Source organism: Klebsiella sp. RCJ4 (assembly GCF_009025755.1).
GTDB classification, from domain to species: Bacteria; Pseudomonadota; Gammaproteobacteria; order Enterobacterales; family Enterobacteriaceae; genus Klebsiella; species Klebsiella michiganensis.
The window spans coordinates 285,438-304,759 of record NZ_WCIN01000041.1 but is presented as its reverse complement, the minus strand read 5'-3'; the positions used below and the strand labels follow the sequence as shown (position 1 = coordinate 304,759).

Here is a 19,322-nt window from a genome sequence, read left to right as displayed (position 1 = left end):
GCCGCGGCGGGATGAGAACTAACGGAATTAACCGAGGATTTTTTCCAGTTCAACGCGAACGTCGGCCACCGCTTTGGTGCCATCGACTTTCGCGTACTGGGTATTGCCCGCTTCGGCTTCTTTCTGATAGTAGCCGATCAGCGGAGCCGTCATCTGATGATATTCAACCAGACGCTTACGCACGGTCTCTTCCTGGTCGTCTTTACGGGTGGTCAGCTCTTCGCCGGTCACGTCGTCTTTGCCTTCAACTTTCGGCGGATTAAATTTAATGTGGTAAACGCGGCCGGAAGCTGCGTGAACGCGACGCCCGATGATGCGGTCAACGATCAGTTCGTCAGGAACATCGAATTCCAGCACGTAATCCACGGTGATACCCGCTTCTTTCATGGCGTCAGCCTGCGGAATGGTGCGCGGGAAGCCGTCCAGCAGAAAACCGTTGCGGCAATCTTCCTGAGTAATACGCTCTTTGACCAGGGCGATAACCAGTTCGTCGGTGACCAGCTTACCGGCGTCCATAATATCTTTCGCCTGTTTGCCCAGCTCGGAGCCTGACTTCACCGCGGCACGCAGCATGTCGCCGGTGGAGATTTGCGGAATACCGTATTTCTCCATGATGAACTGAGCCTGAGTTCCTTTACCCGCGCCCGGAGCGCCAAGCAGAATAATACGCATTACGAAAATCCCCTCAAAAGTTGATTCAATTTTTCAAAAAACGCTAAACCATACCACCAGAACGCGGATGGCTCAAGGAAGGCGGGGCGGCTGAAACGGTTAATGGTGAGATATTTTACGTAGAGTGCGGTTTGATGCCCTCACCCCGGCCCTCTCCCAGCGGGAGAGGGGTAGAGTGAGGGTAAAGATTACGACGCCAGCAGCTGGTTCATGCGGCGGATAAACTGGTTCGGATCTTCCAGCGTACCGCGCTCGGCCAGCAGCGCCTGATCGAGCAGCAGCTCAACCCACTCGCCGAACTGTGCATCATCCTGGGTATCCGCCGCGCGTTTTACCAGCGGATGCAGCGGGTTCAGTTCAAAGATGTACTTCACTTCCGGCGCGGCCTGGCCCGCAGCGGCAAACAGTTTTGCCATCTGGGTGCTCATTTCATCCGCGTCGGTGGTGACGATGGCCGGCGTATCGGTCAGACGATGGGTCAGACGAACCTCTTTCACCCGGTCGCCGAGCAGCGTTTTGGCACGCTCAACGAACGGCTCCAGCGCCTTCTCGGCTTCTTTAGTGGTTTCATCCACTTCGTCCGTCAGCTTATCCAGCGACTCATCGGCTTTCGCCACCGACTGGAACGGCTTACCGTCGAACTCGGTCAGATAGCTCATCATCCACTCGTCGATGCGATCGGAAAGCAGCAGCACTTCAATGCCTTTCTTACGCAGCAGTTCCAGATGCGGGCTGCTTTTCGCGGCGGCGTAGCTGTCGGCGGTAATGTAGTAAATCTTCTCCTGCCCTTCTTTCATGCGGGAGACGTACTCTTCCAGCGACACGGTCTGCGCGGCGGAGTCGGTATGGGTGCTGGCGAAACGCAGCAGTTTGGCGATGGCCTGCTGGTTAGCCTGATCTTCCGCCGGCCCCTCTTTCAGCACGAGGCCAAACTGTTGCCAGAAGGTCTGATATTTTTCCGCGTCGTCTTTCGCCAGTTTTTCCAGCATCTGCAGGGCGCGTTTGCTCAGCGCGGTTCGCAGATTGCGGGTGACGCTGCTGTCCTGAAGGATTTCACGCGACACGTTCAGCGGCAGATCGTTAGAGTCGACCAGGCCGCGGACGAAACGCAGGTAGTTCGGCATAAACTGCTCGGCGTCATCCATGATGAAGACGCGCTGCACGTACAGCTTCAGGCCGTGTTTATGATCGCGATTCCACATATCCCACGGCGCCTGCGACGGGATATACAGCAGGCTGGTGTACTCCTGCTTACCTTCAACGCGGTTGTGGCTCCAGGTCAGCGGATCGCTGTAATCGTGGGCAATGTGCTTATAAAACTCGTTGTATTCGTCGTCTTTGATTTCCGACTTATTGCGCGTCCACAGCGCCTGGGCTTTGTTAATTTTCTCCCAGCTAATGACGGTTTCGCCGTCAACGTCTTCGCGCTTTTCAATTTCCACCGGCAGCGCGATGTGATCGGAGTATTTGCTGATGATCGAACGCACGCGCCAGTCGTTGAGGAAATCGTCCTCGCCTTCGCGCAGGTGCAGCGTGATCTCGGTACCGCGATCGGCTTTGTTAATGTCGGCAACGGTATATTCGCCTTCGCCAGCGGATTCCCAGAAGACGCCGTTTTCGGCGCTGTCGCCCGCCGCGCGGGTACGGACGGTAACTTTATCGGCAACAATAAACGCCGAATAGAAGCCCACGCCGAACTGGCCAATCAGCTGGCTGTCTTTCGCCTGGTCAGAGCCCATGGACTCAAGGAACGCTTTGGTGCCGGACTTGGCGATGGTGCCGAGATGGTCGATGACCTCATCGCGATTCATACCAATGCCGTTATCGGCGATGGTCAGGGTGCGGTTGTCTTTATCAAATGAAACACGCACGCGCAGTTCGCCGTCGCCTTCGTACAGATCCGGCTGGGACAGCGCGCGGAAGCGCAGCTTGTCGGCCGCATCGGAGGCGTTGGAAATCAGCTCACGCAGGAAAATTTCTTTATTGGAATAAAGAGAATGGATCATCAGGTGCAGAAGCTGCTTGACCTCTGACTGAAAACCACGAGTTTCTTGTCCTTTCATCTAAATCAACCTCAACAATGCCATTGTTAATGGTAAAAAAGCCGTTGAGGGTGAGATGGGGACAGAGGGAGAAGTTTTCAAGCGGAGGCCCCGAAAAGCGCCTCCGTTTGATTAAAAACGAATCTTATGCCGCCCGGCGAGCGAGTGGGATAGCGTCGTGCCGTCAACCATCTCCAGCTCGCCGCCGACCGGTACGCCATGGGCGATACGGCTCGCGTCTACGCCATACTGCGCGCAGAGCTCGGCGATATAATTGGCCGTCGCCTCCCCTTCTACCGTTGGGTTGGTCGCGAGGATCACTTCCTGCATCGATTCGTCACGCAGACGCTGTTCCAGACGATCGAGCCCAATGTCATCCGGCCCGATACCGTCAAGCGGCGACAGGTGGCCCATCAGCACAAAGTAGCGACCGGAAAACTGCCCGGTCTGCTCGATAGCGTAGATATCCGCTGGGCTCTCTACCACGCAGATCTGGCCGTTTTCCTTGCGCCGAGGGTTGCTGCAAATATTGCACACCTCCTGCTCGGTGAAGGTACGGCAATCGGCGCAGTGGCCGATTTCCGACATCGCGCGCGTTAGCGCCTGCGCCAGGCGCATTCCGCCGCTGCGGTCGCGCTGCAGCAGGGTAAACGCCATGCGCTGCGCCGACTTCGGGCCGACGCCCGGCAGGCAGCGCAGTGCTTCCATAAGCTGCGTTAACAGCGGACTGGTCTGCATCAGAACGGCATCTTAAAGCCTGGCGGCAGCTGCATACCGGCGGACACGGACGCCATTTTTTCTTTCTGCGTCTCTTCAATGCGGCGGGCGGCGTCGTTAAACGCGGCAGCCACCAGATCTTCCAGCATCTCTTTGTCGTCTTCCAGCAGGCTCGGGTCGATCTCAACGCGACGGCAGTTGTGCGCGCCGTTGATGGTGACTTTTACCAGGCCAGCGCCGGATTCACCGGTCACTTCCAGTCGGGCCACTTCTTCCTGCATCTGCTGCATTTTTTCTTGCATCTGCTGGGCCTGCTTCATCAGGTTACCCAGACCGCCTTTTCCACCAAACATAGGCTTCTCTCTCAGTAAGTCATCGTTAAGGATGCTGACCGCAAGTCAGACTTGCAATCAAATGGGGCGAATACTCTCTTCATCCAGGTCCGCATCGAAGAATCGACGCAGCGTCTGAATGTTATTATCCGCAATAATCGCTTCACGCGCCTGCGCGAGCTTTTCTTCATAAATTGCCTGCCGCCACTCAAGCGGCGTGCGCATCGCGGGATTATCATCTTCCACGATGGTCAATTCAACCGGCGTACCGTACAAAATACCGAGCGCTTCCGCCAGCTTTTGCTGCGCGCCCGCCGAATTCAGGTGACGCTGGCTCGGACGCAGATGCAGGCAGACGCGATTGCCCTCCTGCTCTTTCCAGGCGTTCAGGGCGACCTGCTCCACCAGTTTGGGTACCGCAAGCCGGCTGACTTCCGCCGCCCAGCTATCGCGCTCGACCGCTTCGACTGCCAGCTTTGCCGCCAGTTCCGGCGTTTTTTCATGCTCCAGCGCTTTTTTCAGCGCCTTCGGCGTCGCCACTTCTTCTTTTACGGCTTCAACAACCGTCGTCGATTTCCAGCGATAGGCTTCCTTTTTCGCCGGCGCTTTCTCCAGCGCAGCCGCCGCCGGACGCGCCTGTACGCGTTCGGTAATTGAACTCAGTCGTTCCAGCGCAGCGTTATTCACCGGCCGCGCGCGGGAAGCGGCTGCCGGTTCACTCTTTTTTGGGGTGGGCGCTCCCTGGCTACGCTGCAGCTGGCTGCGGGCCGCCAGCACCTGGCTGGTGGTCTGCGGCAAATTCGGCGGCGGCGACGGCGGCGCGGATGCCGGGGCAGCCTGCTGGGCCGGTGCGGCCTGAATAGCCTGCACCGGCGGCGCCTCCGGTTCCGGCAGCGGCATACGCGGATGGAAAGCCAGCGCACGCAGAAGCGTCATCTCGACGCCCATTCGTCTGTCCGGGGCGTACGGGAGCTCTTTGCGGCCAATCAGTAGCGTTTGATAGTACAGCTGAACATCGGTTGGCGGCACCGTCCGCGCCAGCTCGCGCATGCGCAGCTCAATCGCGGCCATATCCGCTCCCAGCGCCGACGGCGAGAGCTGAACCATCGCAATACGGTGCAGCAGGCTTTGCATCTCCACCAGCAAGGCCTCCCACTCCACGCCGCGGGCGGCAGCCTCATTGACGCCGGCCATGACCCGCTCGCCGTCGGCAGCCACCAGCGCCTCAATCAGCGAAAGCGCCTGATCGTCGTCAAGGGTGCCGAGCATGGTGCTGACGGATTCAGCCGTCAGGCGACCGTCGCCGCTGGCAATGGCCTGATCGGTCAGGCTTAACGCATCGCGCAGGCTACCGTCCGCCGCGCGCGACAGCAGCTGCAGCGCGCGCGGTTCAAAAGCGATCTGCTCGGCGCCGAGAATATGCTCCAGCTGATGGCGAATCTGTTCGACGTCCAGCGCCTTAAGATGGAACTGCAGGCAGCGGGAAAGAATGGTCACCGGCAGCTTCTGCGGATCGGTCGTCGCCAGCAGAAATTTAACGTGCGCCGGCGGCTCCTCCAGCGTTTTTAACAACGCGTTGAAGCTGTGGCGCGAAAGCATATGGACTTCATCGATCAGATAGACCTTGAAGCGACCGCGGGCCGGCGCGTACTGGACGTTATCCAGCAGATCGCGGGTATCTTCGACTTTGGTGCGCGAGGCGGCATCGATCTCAATCAGATCGACAAAGCGCCCCTGTTCTATTTCACGGCAGTTATCGCAGACGCCGCACGGCGTGGCGGTAATGCCGGTTTCGCAGTTTAATCCTTTTGCCAACAGGCGCGCGATAGAGGTTTTACCGACTCCGCGGGTACCGGAAAAAAGATATGCGTGGTGAATGCGCCCTAACGACAAGCCGTTCGCCAGTGCGGTCAGCACATGTTCCTGGCCGACGACGTCAGCAAAGGTTTGTGGGCGCCATTTACGGGCTAAGACCTGATAACTCATGGGCTGGCTCTGAAACGCTGGAAGGTGAAATCACGAGGGGTCATGCTATCACAGCCCCGCTCAATCAGCGAGGCTATGTGGCGGGATTTGCTTAGTGGCCCGGGAAAGGGACCAGGCTATAGCAGTTGATTCCCAGTTTTTCCAGGCGCTGCTCGCCGCCCAGATCGAACAGATTAATAATAAAGGCCGCATCGTGCACTTCACCGCCCAGGCGACGAATAAGCTTCACGGTGGCGTCAATGGTGCCGCCGGTTGCCAGCAGATCGTCAACCACCAGGACTTTATCGCCTTCTTTGATCGCATCGACATGGATTTCCAGCTGATCGGTGCCGTACTCAAGCTCGTAGCTTTCTGCGATAGTTTCACGCGGCAGCTTACGCGGCTTGCGTACCGGAACAAAGCCTACGCCCAGCGCCAGCGCAACCGGTGCGCCAAATAAGAAGCCACGCGCCTCGGTGCCCACCACTTTGGTAATCCCCGCGTCTTTATAACGCTCGGCCAGCAGCTCAATGCTGAGCGCGTAGGCCTTCGGGTCTTCCAGCAAGCTGGTGACATCACGGAAAAGGATGCCAGGTTTCGGATAGTCCTGGATGCTTTGGATGCTGTTCTTCAGATATTCAAGCTGCTGTGCTGTTGCGGTCATAAGTGTATGCCTGATTAAAACGGTGTTACTCACGGGCATGCCAAATGGGCCAAAGAAACTTTTGTTTAACCTTTGACCAGGCTTACCCGCGCTCGAAAACGCCAGAATTTACTGGCTGTCAGCGACAATTGCAACCATCATTATTGCGCATCAGTGCTTTTGTTGCTTTGCATCAACCACCGGAATGCGCCACATAAATATCAGCAGACAGGTCAGAATGATCAGCAGCAAGATGCGCACCCAGGTAAGATTAACCAGCCACAGCGAAATGGCAAAGGTCAGCAAAATCATCGCGACCGCCCGCGGCTTCGCGCCCGGCGGCATGGCGCGGTATTTCTGCCAGTGACGCAGGTAGCCGCCAAACCATGAGCGATACAAAAGCCAGTGGTGAAAGCGCGGCGACGAGCGCGCAAAGCACCAGGCGGCAAGCAGGATAAACGGCGTCGTCGGCAGTAGCGGTAAAAACACGCCCAGCGTTCCCAGCGCTACCGCCAGCCAGCCAATGATGATCAAAATAATACGTGGCATAATGCGAATCGTTATCACGAAGATAACGCTAATGTAGCACAGTTGCTTATCAGGGGATGGAGGAGTTATTTGAAAACCGCCCGGCTTTTACATTCACTGGAAAACCAGCTTGCGGAGCTGGCCGCTCAGGTGGCGCCCATGGCCAATCACGCGACCCTCAGCCCGCGCTTCGATCGTCAGCTGTTCCGTACCCGCAGCACGCAGATGCAGGCTTATCTCAATGAGGCCAGAGACGGCTTTACGGCGTTAAAACAGGCGGCCGAACGCCAGCAGCTTGCGCAGGTCGCCTGGCTGGCGGAACGTCTCGTTGCTCAAATCGCCGCGATTAACCGGGAAACGGCGACCTGGTCATTACGCGCCTGGGATAGCGCGTCGCCAACGCTTAGCCGCTGGCAGCGCCGACGTCTACAGCATCAGGAGTATGAACGGCGCCTGCTGGCCATGCGCAACGACCGACAAAGACGACTGGCGCAAGCCATAAGCCTTGATGACCAGCAGCGGCTGGCAAAGGAAGTTGAAGCCTATACCGGGCGCCTGGCCCGCTGTCGCGACGCGCTGGAAAAAATTGAAAACAGACTGGCCCGCTTAACGCGCTAACGGGAGGAAGAAGTATGTCGCTGGAAAATGCCCCTGACGAGGTCAAGCTGGCCGTCGATTTAATTATGCTGCTTGAGGAGAATAAAGTTCCTGCGCAAACCGTGCTAGCTGCGCTGGAAATTATCCGTCGAGACTATGAAAACAAAGTAAAAAGTGCGGAAGAGGCCTCGCAAAACGCACAGGAGTAGTCTGTTGGCGGATCTTTGGGGGTGGCAGAGTTGTCGCCTGCCCCTTACCACAACGGATAGATGCTCATGGAAAGATTCTCACGTACGCCGCACGATGCTATTTTTCGTCAAATGCTGGCCCAGAAAGAGGTCGCTCGCGATTTTTTACAGCTTTATCTTCCCGCGCAGTTTTTAAGTATCTGCGATCTCAATACGCTGCAGCTGGCTTCCGGCAGCTTTATCGAGGAAGACCTGCGATCCAGCTACTCCGACATTCTCTACTCCCTACAAACGCAGCACGGCGCGGGATATATCTACGCGCTGATTGAACATCAAAGCTCGCCGGATAAGCTGATGGCTTTTCGCCTGATGCGCTATACGCTGGCCGCCATGCAGCGCCACCTGGATGCCGGCCACAATACGCTGCCGCTGGTGGTCCCGATTCTGTTTTATCACGGCACCGTCAGCCCCTGGCCACATACGCTCAACTGGCTCCAGCTTTTTGACTATCCTGAGCTTGCCGGCGCGCTGTACGGCGGAGATTTTCCGCTGGTGGACCTGACCGTTATGCCAGATAATCATATCCTCCGCCACCAGCGTATGGCGATGCTGGAACTGTTGCAAAAGCATATCCGCCAGCGCGATCTGGCCGAACTGCAACCGATGCTGATTACGCTGCTGGCGCAAGGATATCTGACGGAAAACCAGATCAATATCCTCATCAGCTATATGCTGCAGGCGGGAACCTCGGAAAAACCCGGGCCCCTGATTCGCGAGCTGGCGAAGCAGTCGCCCAGGCACAAGGAGCTACTGATGACAATTGCCGAATGGCTGGAAGAGAAAGGCCGTAAAAAAGGTAGAAAAGAAGGCAGACAGGAAGGTTTGCAGGAAGGTTTGCAGGAGGGCCGTAGAGAAATCTCGCGCAGCATTGCCCTGAAAATGCTCGCCTGCGGGCTGGAGCCGAAGATGGTGATGGAACTGACAGGTCTGAGCCAGGAAGAACTCTCCTCGCTCAGCCATTAACATCTGCGGGGCGGATACCCACCGCCCCGTTATGCTTAGCTTATCGCCGGGGAGGCATCGTCGCCCTTATCCCGCTTCACCTCTGTCACCTCATCGCCCTTCTCATTGCGCAGATGCACCTCCAGCTGGTTAAAGGCGATGTCAATATTGTTCTCGCGGCACAAACGATCGATAGCGCGGTTAAGCTCATCCACCGCATAGCTGCGATCGCGAAGTTCACGCACGTACAGGCGCAGTTCATGATCGAGCGTGCTGGCGCCGAAGGTGGTAAAGAAGACCGAGGGCGCGGGCTCTTGCATCACTTTCGGATGCTCATGCGCGGCCTGGAGCAGCACTTCTTTAACCTTATCCAGGTCGGAACCATAGGCCACGCCAAGGCGGATGACCACGCGGGTGACGGTGTCGGAGAGCGACCAGTTGATCAAGCGTTCCGTCACGAAGGCCTTATTCGGGATAATGACCTCTTTACGGTCAAAATCGGTGATCGTCGTGGCGCGAATGCGGATTTTGCTGACGGTACCGGAGAAGGTACCAATGGTCACCGTATCGCCAATACGCACCGGGCGCTCAAAGAGAATAATCAGACCGGAAACAAAGTTACCGAAGATTTCCTGTAAGCCAAACCCTAAACCAACCGACAGGGCGGCCGCCAGCCACTGAAGTTTGTCCCACGAAACGCCCAACGAGCCAAATACCGTCATCGCGCCAATAACAATAATGGCGTAATTAAGGATGGTCGTAATTGCATACGACGCCCCCTGGCGCATATTGAGTCTCGATAGCACCAGCACTTCCAGCAGGCCCGGCAGGTTGCGGATTAACGCCCAGGCGACCATCGACGCGACAATCGCGAACAGCAGGCTGCCCATGGTGACGCTTTTCACGGCGCTGACGCCGGCTTCCGTACCGTTGTAATGCCACAGCGTAATACTGTCGAGATAGGCGAACACGGTGATCAGATCGGACCAAATCGCCCAGAACAGCACGGCAAACAGCGCAATCATCACCAGCATCGTAATACGCAGCGTTTGCTGGTTAACCTGCTCCAGGGCAATCGTCGGTTCTTCCTGAGGTTCGGCCCCTTCAGCGCCCTCTTTAACCAGATGCTGACGACGCGCCAGCGCACGGCGCCAGGCAATACGCCGGGCGGCCACGCTCAGGCCGCGCAGAACGGTCTGGTACAGCAGGTTCCACAGCATCACCAGGTAAACGGTTTCAATCCAGCGGCCGGCCAGACGCAGCGTCGTGTAGAAGTAGCCGGTTGCCGTCAGCACCATCAGGGCGATGGGCACAATCGATAGCACGGTGACGGTGATAAGGCGCAGGCTGTGGGACTCTTTATCACGCCAGCTCTCGCGGCACATCGGCAGAACAAGCACCGCAATCAGCAGCAGGTTGAGGAAAATAACAAACTGCCCGAGCACGTCATCCATCAGGTGCAGCGGCGACAGCTCCGACATCACCGACCAGAAATTGAGCGGCAGCAGCGCAAGGCTGACGCGGACAATCTGCCGCCGCCAGTGGCTGGTCAACTGCGACGGCATATTAAAGTGGCGCACCGCCACGCCGTCTTTTTCCAGCACCTTCCAGCACAGGCCAAACACCAGCCAGAACAACGCCAGCTTCTTACTATAGGCCCACAGCAAATCGCTGATATTCAGCTGCATGGTCAGCAGAATCAGGCCAATGGCCAGAATCACCAGCACCACAGGCAGCGCGCGGATCAGATCGATAAGAATCGCTTTCGGCGTGTGAAGCTGAGTGTCATTGCGCAGTTGCCCCACCTGTGAAGCCAGCTTCGCCTGATACGCTTTCAGCCAGTTAAGGCGCCAGCGAATCAGACCGGCAATCAGCAGCAACGGCAGGCCGGCAAGGAAAGCGATAAATACCGCAGGCCAGGCTTTTTCCCAGTTTACGGTGATTTTCATCGCCTTAAACTGCCCTTTCAGCGCTTCCGGGAAGGCTTTAACCCACTCCCAGTCCATCGGACGGTTACTGTTTACCCAAAAAATCTGCTGCGTCAGAATGGCTTTCAGGTTGGTCGACACGCTCATTAACTGCTGCTGATTGATCTGCAGGTTAATGGCCATCATCAGCTGGTTACCCAGCTGTTTGTTGAACTGATCGAGCAGCTCCCGGCGCATATCAACGATTTCGAGAAGCGCGCTATGCACTTCGGCATTGACATCGCTGCTGTGCCCTTCCTCCAGCTTCGCGACGTACGCATCGCTCTGGAACAACGCATCGCGCTGCTGGTTAACCTCAAACTGTTCGAGGCGCAGGTCGGCGATGCGGTTCGTCATATCGCTCAGCTCCTCCGCAGAGGGCAGCGTTTGCTGCTGCTGATAAAGGATACGCGACAGCAGCAGGCTGCCTTTCAGCACGGAAATCTGCTCTTTTATATCACGCTCGGATTGCAAAGCGCGATCGAGCCAGGTCTTCACTTTGATGTTGCGCTGAACCAGCTGATTACCATTTTCCGTCGCCGAAATCAGTCTTTCGCTAAGCTGGTGGTTAATCTCCAGCTCCTGCTTCACCAGCGGGTTTGCCTGAATACGCGCCGTTTCGTCCGGGGAAACCGCTTCCTGAGCCGTCTTTTCCGTCAGCGTCAGGCGCTTGCTATTCACCGCTTCCTGCAATAACTGAAGCTGGTGTTCAAGACGGTTGCTGTAGGCGGTGATGTAATCACGCTGCTTTTGCAGGGTATCCTGCAGGACCGTGTTACCTTCCAGGCTTTTGCGCTGCTGGTCTATCTGCGCATTCAGCAGAGCCTGCTGCGCCAGCAGCAAACTCTGCTGGGTAGGACGCAGCGTCTCCTCGCCCGTCGAGGTGCCATTCAGGCGGTTACGGATCTGCTGCAGCTGCTGCGAAGCGGAGTACATCGCATTCTGCACACGTTCCGGCTGGGTTTGTAGGGAGACTAACTGGCTGTTATAGGTTGCCAGATCGTTCTGCGCGTTTTGCAAATCGTCCAGCGTCTGAGAGACGCGCGATTCCAGCTGACGTAGCGATAACGTGCTCAGCGTTTTACGCGTCGCCTCATCATCGGGAACATCGCTTAGCGCGTTGAGGCTATCGATAGCCTGATTCATTTTCGCTGGCGCCTGAGCCACCTGCTGACGCAGCTGCGTCGTTTCCGACTTAATGCGTTCGATTTTATCGAGGGTTTCCAGGGTCTGGGTCAGGTCCTGCTGAACCAGCTTGTCCTGCGGGGTCAGCTCTTTTTGCTTATTCAGCGTCGTGAGCTGGCTTTGCACCTCGGAACGTTCAGGTAAGTCAGCCGCCAGCGCCGTGTTAACGCTAATACAGCCGATAAAAAACATCAGGGTAAGAACAAAAGCGGATATGGCGTTTCGCCAACGGATAGTATGCAGCATAGTGTTAACATGAGTGATTGCAAAAGCCGGAGAATACCGGGGATCGTCGCAGCGCGAAGAATAGCACTTCTGTTATCGCGCGAATAGCGGCGGACAGCAGGAAAAATACCCCTTTTGTCCGCGAGGATACTTAAGCTTCCGCGCCTTCAGAACTGCGCAGAGAGGGGCACAATTGATACATTTCAAGCAGCGTTTCGACATATGCCCGCGCTTCATGCTGCAGATCGAAAGCGTTGGGCGCCAGCAGCCAGTTCTCCATCAGGCCAGAAAGATAGCTGCGCATTAAAATCGCCGCCCGCCGGGTGAGTAAATTGGCGGGCAGCATCTTCGCCGCAATGCACTCGTTTAATGTCTGCTCGATACGATCGTAGCTCTCAAGGCATAAACTTCGCTGCGCTTCTTGCAGCGTGACCATCTCTCCGACGAACTCGCATTTATGGAAAATGATTTCCATCATCAAGCGCCTGCGTTTTTCTGTCACCGTTGCTTCAAGGATATACACTAAGATCTCTCTGACAACTGACAGTGGATCGTTGGGGAATTTTGCCCGATACTCAACTTCGAGATCGTTGATGTTGGCTTCTGAAAGCACCCATATTTCATTAAATAAATCTGATTTATTTTTGAAATGCCAATAGATAGCGCCCCTCGTCACACCGGCCTCTTTTGCAATTGCGGCCAGCGAGGTGGATGATACGCCTTGCTGCGAAAACAGACGCAGAGCAACATCCAGAATATGTTGCCGGGTCTCAAGCGCCTGTTGTTTGGTTTTTCGTGCCATAGGTCGATGAGTTTACAGAGGTTACGTTTACATACATTTGTGAATGTATGTACCATAGCATGACCATAATAGAAACACAGCAGTGGGTTTGTGGTCGATTGAGCCACTGAACAATTTGAAATTGGACACTCGAGGTTTACATATGAACAAAAACAGAGGGTTAACGCCTCTGGCGGTCGTTCTGATGCTCTCAGGCAGCTTAGCGCTAACAGGATGTGACGACAAACCGGCTCAGCAAGGAGCCCAACAAATGCCGGAAGTCGGTATTGTGACGCTCAAATCCGCTCCTCTACAAATTACAACCGAACTGCCAGGCCGTACCAGCGCCTATCGCGTTGCGGAAGTTCGTCCTCAGGTCAGTGGCATTATTCTTAAACGTAACTTCACCGAAGGGAGCGATATCCAGGCAGGGGTGTCTCTTTATCAAATCGATCCGGCGACCTATCAGGCCACTTATGAAAGCGCGAAAGGCGATTTAGCCAAAGCGCAGGCCGCGGCAAATATGGATCAGCTGACGGTTAAACGTTATCAGAAACTGTTAGGCACTAAGTACATCAGTCAACAGGATTACGATACTGCCGTCGCGACCGCGCAACAGAGCAACGCCGCCGTGGTTGCCGCCAAAGCAGCGGTTGAAACCGCGCGCATTAATCTGGCCTACACCAAAGTCACCTCGCCAATCTCAGGCCGCATTGGTAAATCCGCGGTCACGGAAGGTGCTCTGGTGCAAAACGGCCAAACCACCGCCCTGGCGACCGTGCAACAGCTGGATCCTATCTATGTTGACGTGACGCAATCGAGCAACGATTTCCTGCGTCTGAAACAAGAGCTGGCCAACGGAAAGCTGCAGCAGGAAAACGGCAAAGCGAAGGTTGAGCTGGTGACGAACGACGGTCTGAAATACCCGCAGAACGGTACGCTGGAGTTTTCTGACGTCACCGTTGATCAGACCACCGGTTCTATCACGCTGCGCGCCATTTTCCCGAACCCGGATCACACTCTGCTGCCGGGGATGTTCGTCCGCGCGCGTCTGGAAGAAGGCGTCAACCCGGATGCGCTGCTGGTTCCTCAGCAGGGCGTAACCCGCACCCCGCGCGGCGATGCCAGCGCGATGGTCGTCGGCGAAGGTGATAAAGTCGAAGTTCGCCAGATTACCGCCACTCAGGCTATTGGTGATAAATGGCTGGTCACCGAAGGGCTGAAAACGGGCGATCGCGTCATCATCACCGGTCTGCAAAAAGTCAGACCTGGCGTGCAGGTTAAAGCGCAGGAAGTCGTTTCTGACGATAAACAGCAAGCCGCAGGCAACGCTCAGTCAGAACAACCCAAGTCTTAACTTAAACAGGAGCCGTTAAGACATGCCTAATTTCTTTATCGATCGCCCCATATTTGCGTGGGTGATCGCCATTATCATCATGCTGGCTGGGGGGTTATCGATCCTCAAGTTGCCGATAGCGCAATATCCGACGATTGCGCCGCCGGCAATTTCCATTACAGCCATGTACCCCGGTGCCGATGCTGAAACCGTGCAGAACACCGTGACCCAGGTTATCGAGCAGAACATGAACGGTATCGATCACCTGATGTACATGTCTTCAAATGGCGACTCCACCGGTACAGCAACCATCACCCTCACCTTTGAATCCGGTACCGATCCGGATATCGCCCAGGTACAGGTACAGAACAAGCTGGCGCTGGCAACGCCGCTGCTGCCGCAAGAAGTTCAGCAGCAGGGTATTAGCGTTGAAAAGGCATCCAGCAGCTTCCTGATGGTTGTCGGCGTTATCAATACCAACGGCACCATGAATCAGGATGACATTTCTGACTATGTTGCCGCCAACATGAAGGATTCGATTAGCCGTACCAGCGGCGTCGGTGACGTGCAGCTGTTCGGTTCCCAGTACGCGATGCGTATCTGGATGGATCCGAACAAGCTTAATAACTTCCAGCTGACGCCGGTTGACGTGATCAGCGCCCTGAAAGCGCAGAACGCCCAGGTTGCAGCAGGACAGTTAGGCGGTACTCCACCGGTGAAAGGTCAGCAGCTGAACGCCTCCATCGTGGCGCAGACCCGTCTGACCAATACTGAAGAGTTCGGCAACATTCTGCTGAAGGTTAACCAGGATGGTTCCCAGGTGCGTCTGCGCGATGTCGCGAAGATTGAGCTGGGTGGCGAAAGCTACGACGTCGTTGCGAAGTTTAACGGTCAGCCCGCGTCCGGTCTGGGTATTAAGCTCGCGACCGGCGCGAACGCGCTGGATACCGCCAACGCCATTCGTGCCGAACTGAAGAAAATGGAACCTTTCTTCCCGTCAGGCCTGAAGATTGTTTACCCGTATGACACCACCCCCTTCGTGCAGATCTCCATTCACGAAGTGGTGAAAACGCTGGTTGAAGCCATCATTCTGGTGTTCCTGGTGATGTACCTGTTCCTGCAGAACTTCCGCGCAACGCTGATTCCGACTATCGCCGTGCCGGTTGTACTGCTGGGGACGTTCGCTATCCTCGCGCTGTTCGGCTTCTCGATAAACACCCTCACCATGTTTGGTATGGTGCTCGCCATAGGCCTGCTCGTGGATGACGCCATCGTGGTGGTAGAAAACGTCGAGCGTGTAATGGCCGAAGAAGGGCTACCGCCGAAGGAAGCCACGCGTAAATCAATGGGCCAGATTCAGGGCGCGCTGGTGGGTATCGCGATGGTGCTTTCCGCGGTATTTATCCCGATGGCCTTCTTCGGCGGTTCTACCGGTGCGATTTACCGTCAGTTCTCGATCACTATCGTTTCCGCGATGGCGCTGTCGGTACTGGTGGCACTGATTCTGACCCCGGCGCTCTGCGCCACGATGCTGAAACCCATCCAGAAAGGCAGCCATGGCGCCACCACCGGCTTCTTCGGTTGGTTTAACCGCATGTTCGATAAGAGCACGCATCACTACACCGATAGCGTAGGCAATATCCTGCGCAGTACCGGCCGTTATCTGGTGCTGTACCTGATCATCGTTGTCGGCATGGCCTGGCTGTTCGTTCGTCTGCCAAGTTCGTTCCTGCCGGACGAAGACCAGGGCGTCTTCCTGAGCATGGCGCAGCTGCCTGCTGGCGCAACTCAGGAGCGTACCCAGAAAGTTCTGGATGAGATGACCGACTACTATCTCACCAAAGAGAAAAACAACGTTGAATCGGTATTCGCCGTAAACGGCTTTGGTTTCGCGGGTCGTGGGCAAAACACCGGTATCGCGTTCGTTTCTCTGAAGGACTGGAGCCAGCGTCCGGGCGAAGAGAACAAAGTTGAGGCGATTACCGGTCGCGCAATGGGGTATTTCTCGCAGATTAAAGACGCAATGGTCTTTGCCTTTAACCTGCCGGCAATTGTTGAACTGGGTACCGCAACGGGCTTTGACTTCCAGCTGATCGACCAGGCGGGACTGGGCCATGAAAAACTGACCCAGGCACGTAACCAGCTCTTTGGTATGGTCGCGCAGCATCCTGACGTCTTAACCGGCGTGCGTCCAAACGGACTGGAAGATACTCCGCAGTTCAAAGTGGATATCGATCAGGAAAAAGCGCAGGCTCTCGGCGTGTCTATCAGCGACATTAACACGACGCTTGGCGCAGCATGGGGTGGTAGCTACGTCAACGACTTCATTGACCGCGGTCGCGTGAAGAAAGTGTATATCATGTCTGAAGCGAAATACCGTATGCTGCCGGAAGATATCGGCAACTGGTACGTACGCGGCAGCGATGGACAGATGGTGCCCTTCTCCGCCTTCTCGACTTCACGCTGGGAATACGGCTCGCCGCGTCTGGAGCGTTACAACGGTTTGCCATCAATGGAAATCCTCGGCCAGGCGACACCGGGCAAGAGTACCGGTGAAGCGATGAACCTGATGGAAGAGCTGGCGGGTAAACTGCCTGCGGGTATTGGCTATGACTGGACCGGTATGTCTTATCAGGAACGGTTGTCAGGCAACCAAGCACCAGCGCTGTACGCTATCTCGCTGATTGTCGTCTTCCTGTGCCTGGCGGCGCTGTATGAAAGCTGGTCGATTCCGTTCTCGGTCATGCTGGTTGTTCCGCTGGGGGTTGTGGGTGCGCTGCTGGCGGCTACCTTCCGTGGATTAACCAACGACGTCTACTTCCAGGTTGGTCTGCTGACCACCATCGGCCTGTCGGCGAAGAACGCGATACTTATCGTTGAATTCGCCAAGGACCTGATGGATAAAGAGGGCAAAGGCCTGATCGAAGCCACGCTGGAAGCCGTTCGTATGCGTCTGCGTCCGATTCTGATGACCTCGCTGGCGTTCATCCTTGGGGTCATGCCGCTGGTTATCAGCTCCGGCGCAGGCTCCGGCGCGCAGAACGCCGTCGGTACTGGCGTAATGGGTGGGATGGTGACCGCGACGGTGCTGGCGATTTTCTTCGTGCCGGTATTCTTCGTGGTGGTTCGCCGCCGCTTTAGTAAGAAAAATGAGGATATTGAGCACAGCCATCCGGTTGAGCATCATTAATCTCTCCTCTCAGGGCCGCATTTGCGGCCCTTTTCTTTTGTTCCTCGTTAAAACGCACGGATTGTTATTGTCTAATTTATAAGCTGAGATATAATATTTAATGATGAGTCGCGGTGCTTATCTCCATTTTTTTCCACAATTTTCTTTCCTGCGCCCCTAACTCAGAATATTCTTAATCACTGATTTTGTGTATGGTTGTCTCTCTATAACGGCTAAACGCGTCGGCTAACCTGATGAAATATAAGGTCAGTATTCGTTTTTTCCGATCGGGGTAACGGCACGATATAATAAAGTCCGAGTCATTGAAGATAAAAGGACGCTGATAATTGTAATTTTTCGTAATAGCACGATGAAATCTTTTTAAGAGTGGATTATAGTTAAACAGCAAGATTACAATGTATGTGTCAGGTCTGTTAGTCGTGTTCATCCCACAACGGTGTCGATAATCGTCGTTTAAACCACTCAAAAGGGGATGCGTTATGGACGAATACTCGCCAAAAAGACATGATATTGCGCAGCTTAAATTTCTCTGCGAAACCCTGTATCATGACTGTCTTGCAAACCTGGAAGAGAGCAACCACGGCTGGGTTAATGATCCAACCTCGGCTGTCAATCTTCAACTTAATGAATTGATCGAGCACATTGCCGCGTTTGCACTTAATTATAAAATTAAGTACGCAGAGGATAATAAGCTGATTACCCAGATTGACGAATATCTGGATGACACTTTCGTCTTGTTCAGCAACTACGGCATTAACAGCGCAGATCTGCAGAAATGGCGTAAATCTGGCAATCGGTTATTCCGCTGCTTTGTCAACGCCAGTCGGGAAAACCCGGCCAGTCTTTCTTGTTAGTATTATTACAATCAAAAGGTGAATTTATGTCTGATAAAACATTAACCAAAATAGACTATTTGATGCGTTTACGACGCTGTCAGACAATTGATACGCTGGAGCGCGTAATTGAAAAAAATAAATATGAACTTTCCGATAATGAACTGGCGGTATTTTACTCTGCGGCCGATCATCGTCTTGCAGAGCTGACGATGAATAAACTGTATGACAAGATCCCCCCTTCAGTCTGGAAATTTATCCGCTAGTTTACTTCAAATGAAAGTCATACATCTCGTGCCGAAAACGCCCCTCTCTCGTGATGATAATAAGTGTGACAGTGCTCACAGATGTTGGCTTAACGCGAATATGAAACCGGTTTCTTTTTTATACTATGGCGGCCTAACGATAAGGAAATAAGGAAAGCCTCCATGAGTGAAGAGAAACAAAAAATGATTGCCGGCGAACTGTATCTGGCAGGTGACGCCACGTTGAAAGCCGATCGTCTGCGGGCCAGACAGCTGCTGCACCGCTACAATCATTCGGGGCCTGAAGAAAGTGAATTAAGAAACGCATTACTTTCTGAACTGCTTGGGCACGCGAGTGACGCGTACATCGAACCCACATTTCGCTGTGACTATGGCTACAATATCTTCCTCGGTAAAAATTTCTACGCTAACTTTGATTGCGTCATGCTTGACGTCTGTCCAATTCATATTGGCGATAACTGCATGCTGGCGCCGGGCGTGCATATTTATACCGCCACGCATCCCCTTGACCCTGTCGACCGCAACAGTGGTCAAGAGTACGGAAAACCCGTCACCATTGGCCACAATGTGTGGATTGGCGGCCGGGCAGTGATTAATCCAGGCGTCACTATCGGCGATAATGCCGTGGTGGCGTCGGGGGCCGTCGTAGTAAAAAATGTGCCGGCCAACGCCGTCGTCGGCGGAAACCCGGCACGGATAATTAAAATGCTGGAGAGCGAAAAACGGTAACTGTTATGCTTTTCTGCAACCAATCTGTTACTTTCCCCATGGATTTACGCAACATAAAATAGCCTTCAGGCTGAGCCCGGTTTGTCACGCCTGGATACGGGCTCATGGCAGAATTTGGGGAATA

General features: G+C 55.0%; 18 protein-coding genes and 1 other annotated feature. Of the genes, 8 read left to right on the top strand and 10 right to left on the bottom strand.

Going from position 1 to position 19,322, the window contains the following annotated elements:
- Positions 1-27 precede the first annotated feature (27 nt).
- From adk to F8562_RS20335, 7 genes are all read right to left on the bottom strand, one after another.
- A complete protein-coding gene (adk, locus tag F8562_RS20365; protein WP_004848363.1) occupies positions 28-672 on the bottom strand; it encodes an adenylate kinase in 645 nt (214 codons plus the stop codon).
- A gap of 188 nt (positions 673-860) precedes the next feature.
- A complete protein-coding gene (gene htpG, locus F8562_RS20360; protein ID WP_009653565.1) occupies positions 861-2,735 on the bottom strand; it encodes a molecular chaperone HtpG in 1,875 nt (624 codons plus the stop codon).
- 111 nt (positions 2,736-2,846) lie between these two features.
- Positions 2,847-3,452, bottom strand: a complete 606-nt coding sequence (recR, locus tag F8562_RS20355) for a recombination mediator RecR (protein ID WP_004129946.1) — start codon at positions 3,450-3,452, stop codon at positions 2,847-2,849.
- On the bottom strand, positions 3,452-3,784 hold the full coding sequence (locus tag F8562_RS20350) for a YbaB/EbfC family nucleoid-associated protein (RefSeq protein ID WP_004099673.1): 333 nt from the start codon (positions 3,782-3,784) through the stop codon (positions 3,452-3,454). Before F8562_RS20350 ends, recR begins: the two co-directional genes overlap by 1 nt.
- A gap of 57 nt (positions 3,785-3,841) precedes the next feature.
- A complete protein-coding gene (gene dnaX / locus F8562_RS20345) occupies positions 3,842-5,749 on the bottom strand; it encodes a DNA polymerase III subunit gamma/tau (protein WP_042934011.1) in 1,908 nt (635 codons plus the stop codon).
- Positions 4,445-4,509, bottom strand: a sequence feature (DnaX frameshifting element). (Overlaps the previous gene by 65 nt.)
- Before the next feature lie 91 nt (positions 5,750-5,840).
- Positions 5,841-6,392 carry an adenine phosphoribosyltransferase gene (apt, locus tag F8562_RS20340; protein WP_004099669.1) on the bottom strand — a complete coding sequence of 184 codons (552 nt, stop codon included), beginning with the start codon at positions 6,390-6,392 and terminating at the stop codon, positions 5,841-5,843.
- Positions 6,393-6,542: 150 nt separating this feature from the next.
- Positions 6,543-6,920 carry a DUF454 family protein gene (locus F8562_RS20335; protein WP_004848353.1) on the bottom strand — a complete coding sequence of 126 codons (378 nt, stop codon included), beginning with the start codon at positions 6,918-6,920 and terminating at the stop codon, positions 6,543-6,545.
- Between the two features lie 69 nt (positions 6,921-6,989).
- Between F8562_RS20335 and priC the strand changes: the two genes are divergently transcribed.
- The 3 genes from priC (at position 6,990) to F8562_RS20320 (ending at position 8,707) form a co-directional block, all read left to right on the top strand.
- On the top strand, positions 6,990-7,517 hold the full coding sequence (gene priC / locus F8562_RS20330) for a primosomal replication protein N'' (RefSeq protein ID WP_004848351.1): 528 nt from the start codon (positions 6,990-6,992) through the stop codon (positions 7,515-7,517).
- A 14-nt stretch (positions 7,518-7,531) separates the two neighbouring features.
- A complete protein-coding gene (rsmS, locus tag F8562_RS20325; RefSeq protein WP_014228211.1) occupies positions 7,532-7,705 on the top strand; it encodes a pleiotropic regulatory protein RsmS in 174 nt (57 codons plus the stop codon).
- A gap of 66 nt (positions 7,706-7,771) precedes the next feature.
- A complete protein-coding gene (locus F8562_RS20320; RefSeq protein ID WP_014837608.1) occupies positions 7,772-8,707 on the top strand; it encodes an Rpn family recombination-promoting nuclease/putative transposase in 936 nt (311 codons plus the stop codon).
- Positions 8,708-8,742: 35 nt separating this feature from the next.
- Here F8562_RS20320 and mscK read toward each other — a convergent pair whose 3' ends face one another.
- Both mscK and acrR read right to left on the bottom strand, forming a co-directional pair.
- On the bottom strand, positions 8,743-12,084 hold the full coding sequence (mscK, locus tag F8562_RS20315) for a mechanosensitive channel MscK (protein ID WP_014228209.1): 3,342 nt from the start codon (positions 12,082-12,084) through the stop codon (positions 8,743-8,745).
- Positions 12,085-12,214: 130 nt separating this feature from the next.
- Positions 12,215-12,865, bottom strand: coding sequence for a multidrug efflux transporter transcriptional repressor AcrR (gene acrR / locus F8562_RS20310; protein ID WP_014228208.1), 651 nt, complete (start codon positions 12,863-12,865; stop codon positions 12,215-12,217).
- Between the two features lie 142 nt (positions 12,866-13,007).
- Here acrR and acrA point away from each other — a divergent pair, with 142 nt between their 5' ends.
- From acrA to maa, 5 genes are all read left to right on the top strand, one after another.
- Positions 13,008-14,201, top strand: coding sequence for a multidrug efflux RND transporter periplasmic adaptor subunit AcrA (gene acrA / locus F8562_RS20305; protein WP_004136054.1), 1,194 nt, complete (start codon positions 13,008-13,010; stop codon positions 14,199-14,201).
- Between the two features lie 22 nt (positions 14,202-14,223).
- The gene (gene acrB, locus F8562_RS20300; RefSeq protein WP_014228207.1) at positions 14,224-17,370 is read left to right on the top strand and encodes a multidrug efflux RND transporter permease subunit AcrB; all 3,147 of its coding nucleotides are present in this window, start codon (positions 14,224-14,226) and stop codon (positions 17,368-17,370) included.
- A gap of 479 nt (positions 17,371-17,849) precedes the next feature.
- Positions 17,850-18,224 carry an Hha toxicity modulator TomB gene (gene tomB, locus F8562_RS20295; RefSeq protein ID WP_004129911.1) on the top strand — a complete coding sequence of 125 codons (375 nt, stop codon included), beginning with the start codon at positions 17,850-17,852 and terminating at the stop codon, positions 18,222-18,224.
- Between the two features lie 26 nt (positions 18,225-18,250).
- Positions 18,251-18,469, top strand: coding sequence for an HHA domain-containing protein (locus tag F8562_RS20290; protein WP_004099646.1), 219 nt, complete (start codon positions 18,251-18,253; stop codon positions 18,467-18,469).
- Between the two features lie 162 nt (positions 18,470-18,631).
- A complete protein-coding gene (gene maa, locus F8562_RS20285) occupies positions 18,632-19,198 on the top strand; it encodes a maltose O-acetyltransferase (protein ID WP_014837607.1) in 567 nt (188 codons plus the stop codon).
- On the opposite strand, the gene F8562_RS29525 is transcribed toward maa, so the two are convergent.
- A complete protein-coding gene (locus F8562_RS29525; RefSeq protein WP_223226764.1) occupies positions 19,170-19,304 on the bottom strand; it encodes a hypothetical protein in 135 nt (44 codons plus the stop codon). The genes maa and F8562_RS29525 overlap by 29 nt on opposite strands.
- Positions 19,305-19,322 lie beyond the last annotated feature (18 nt).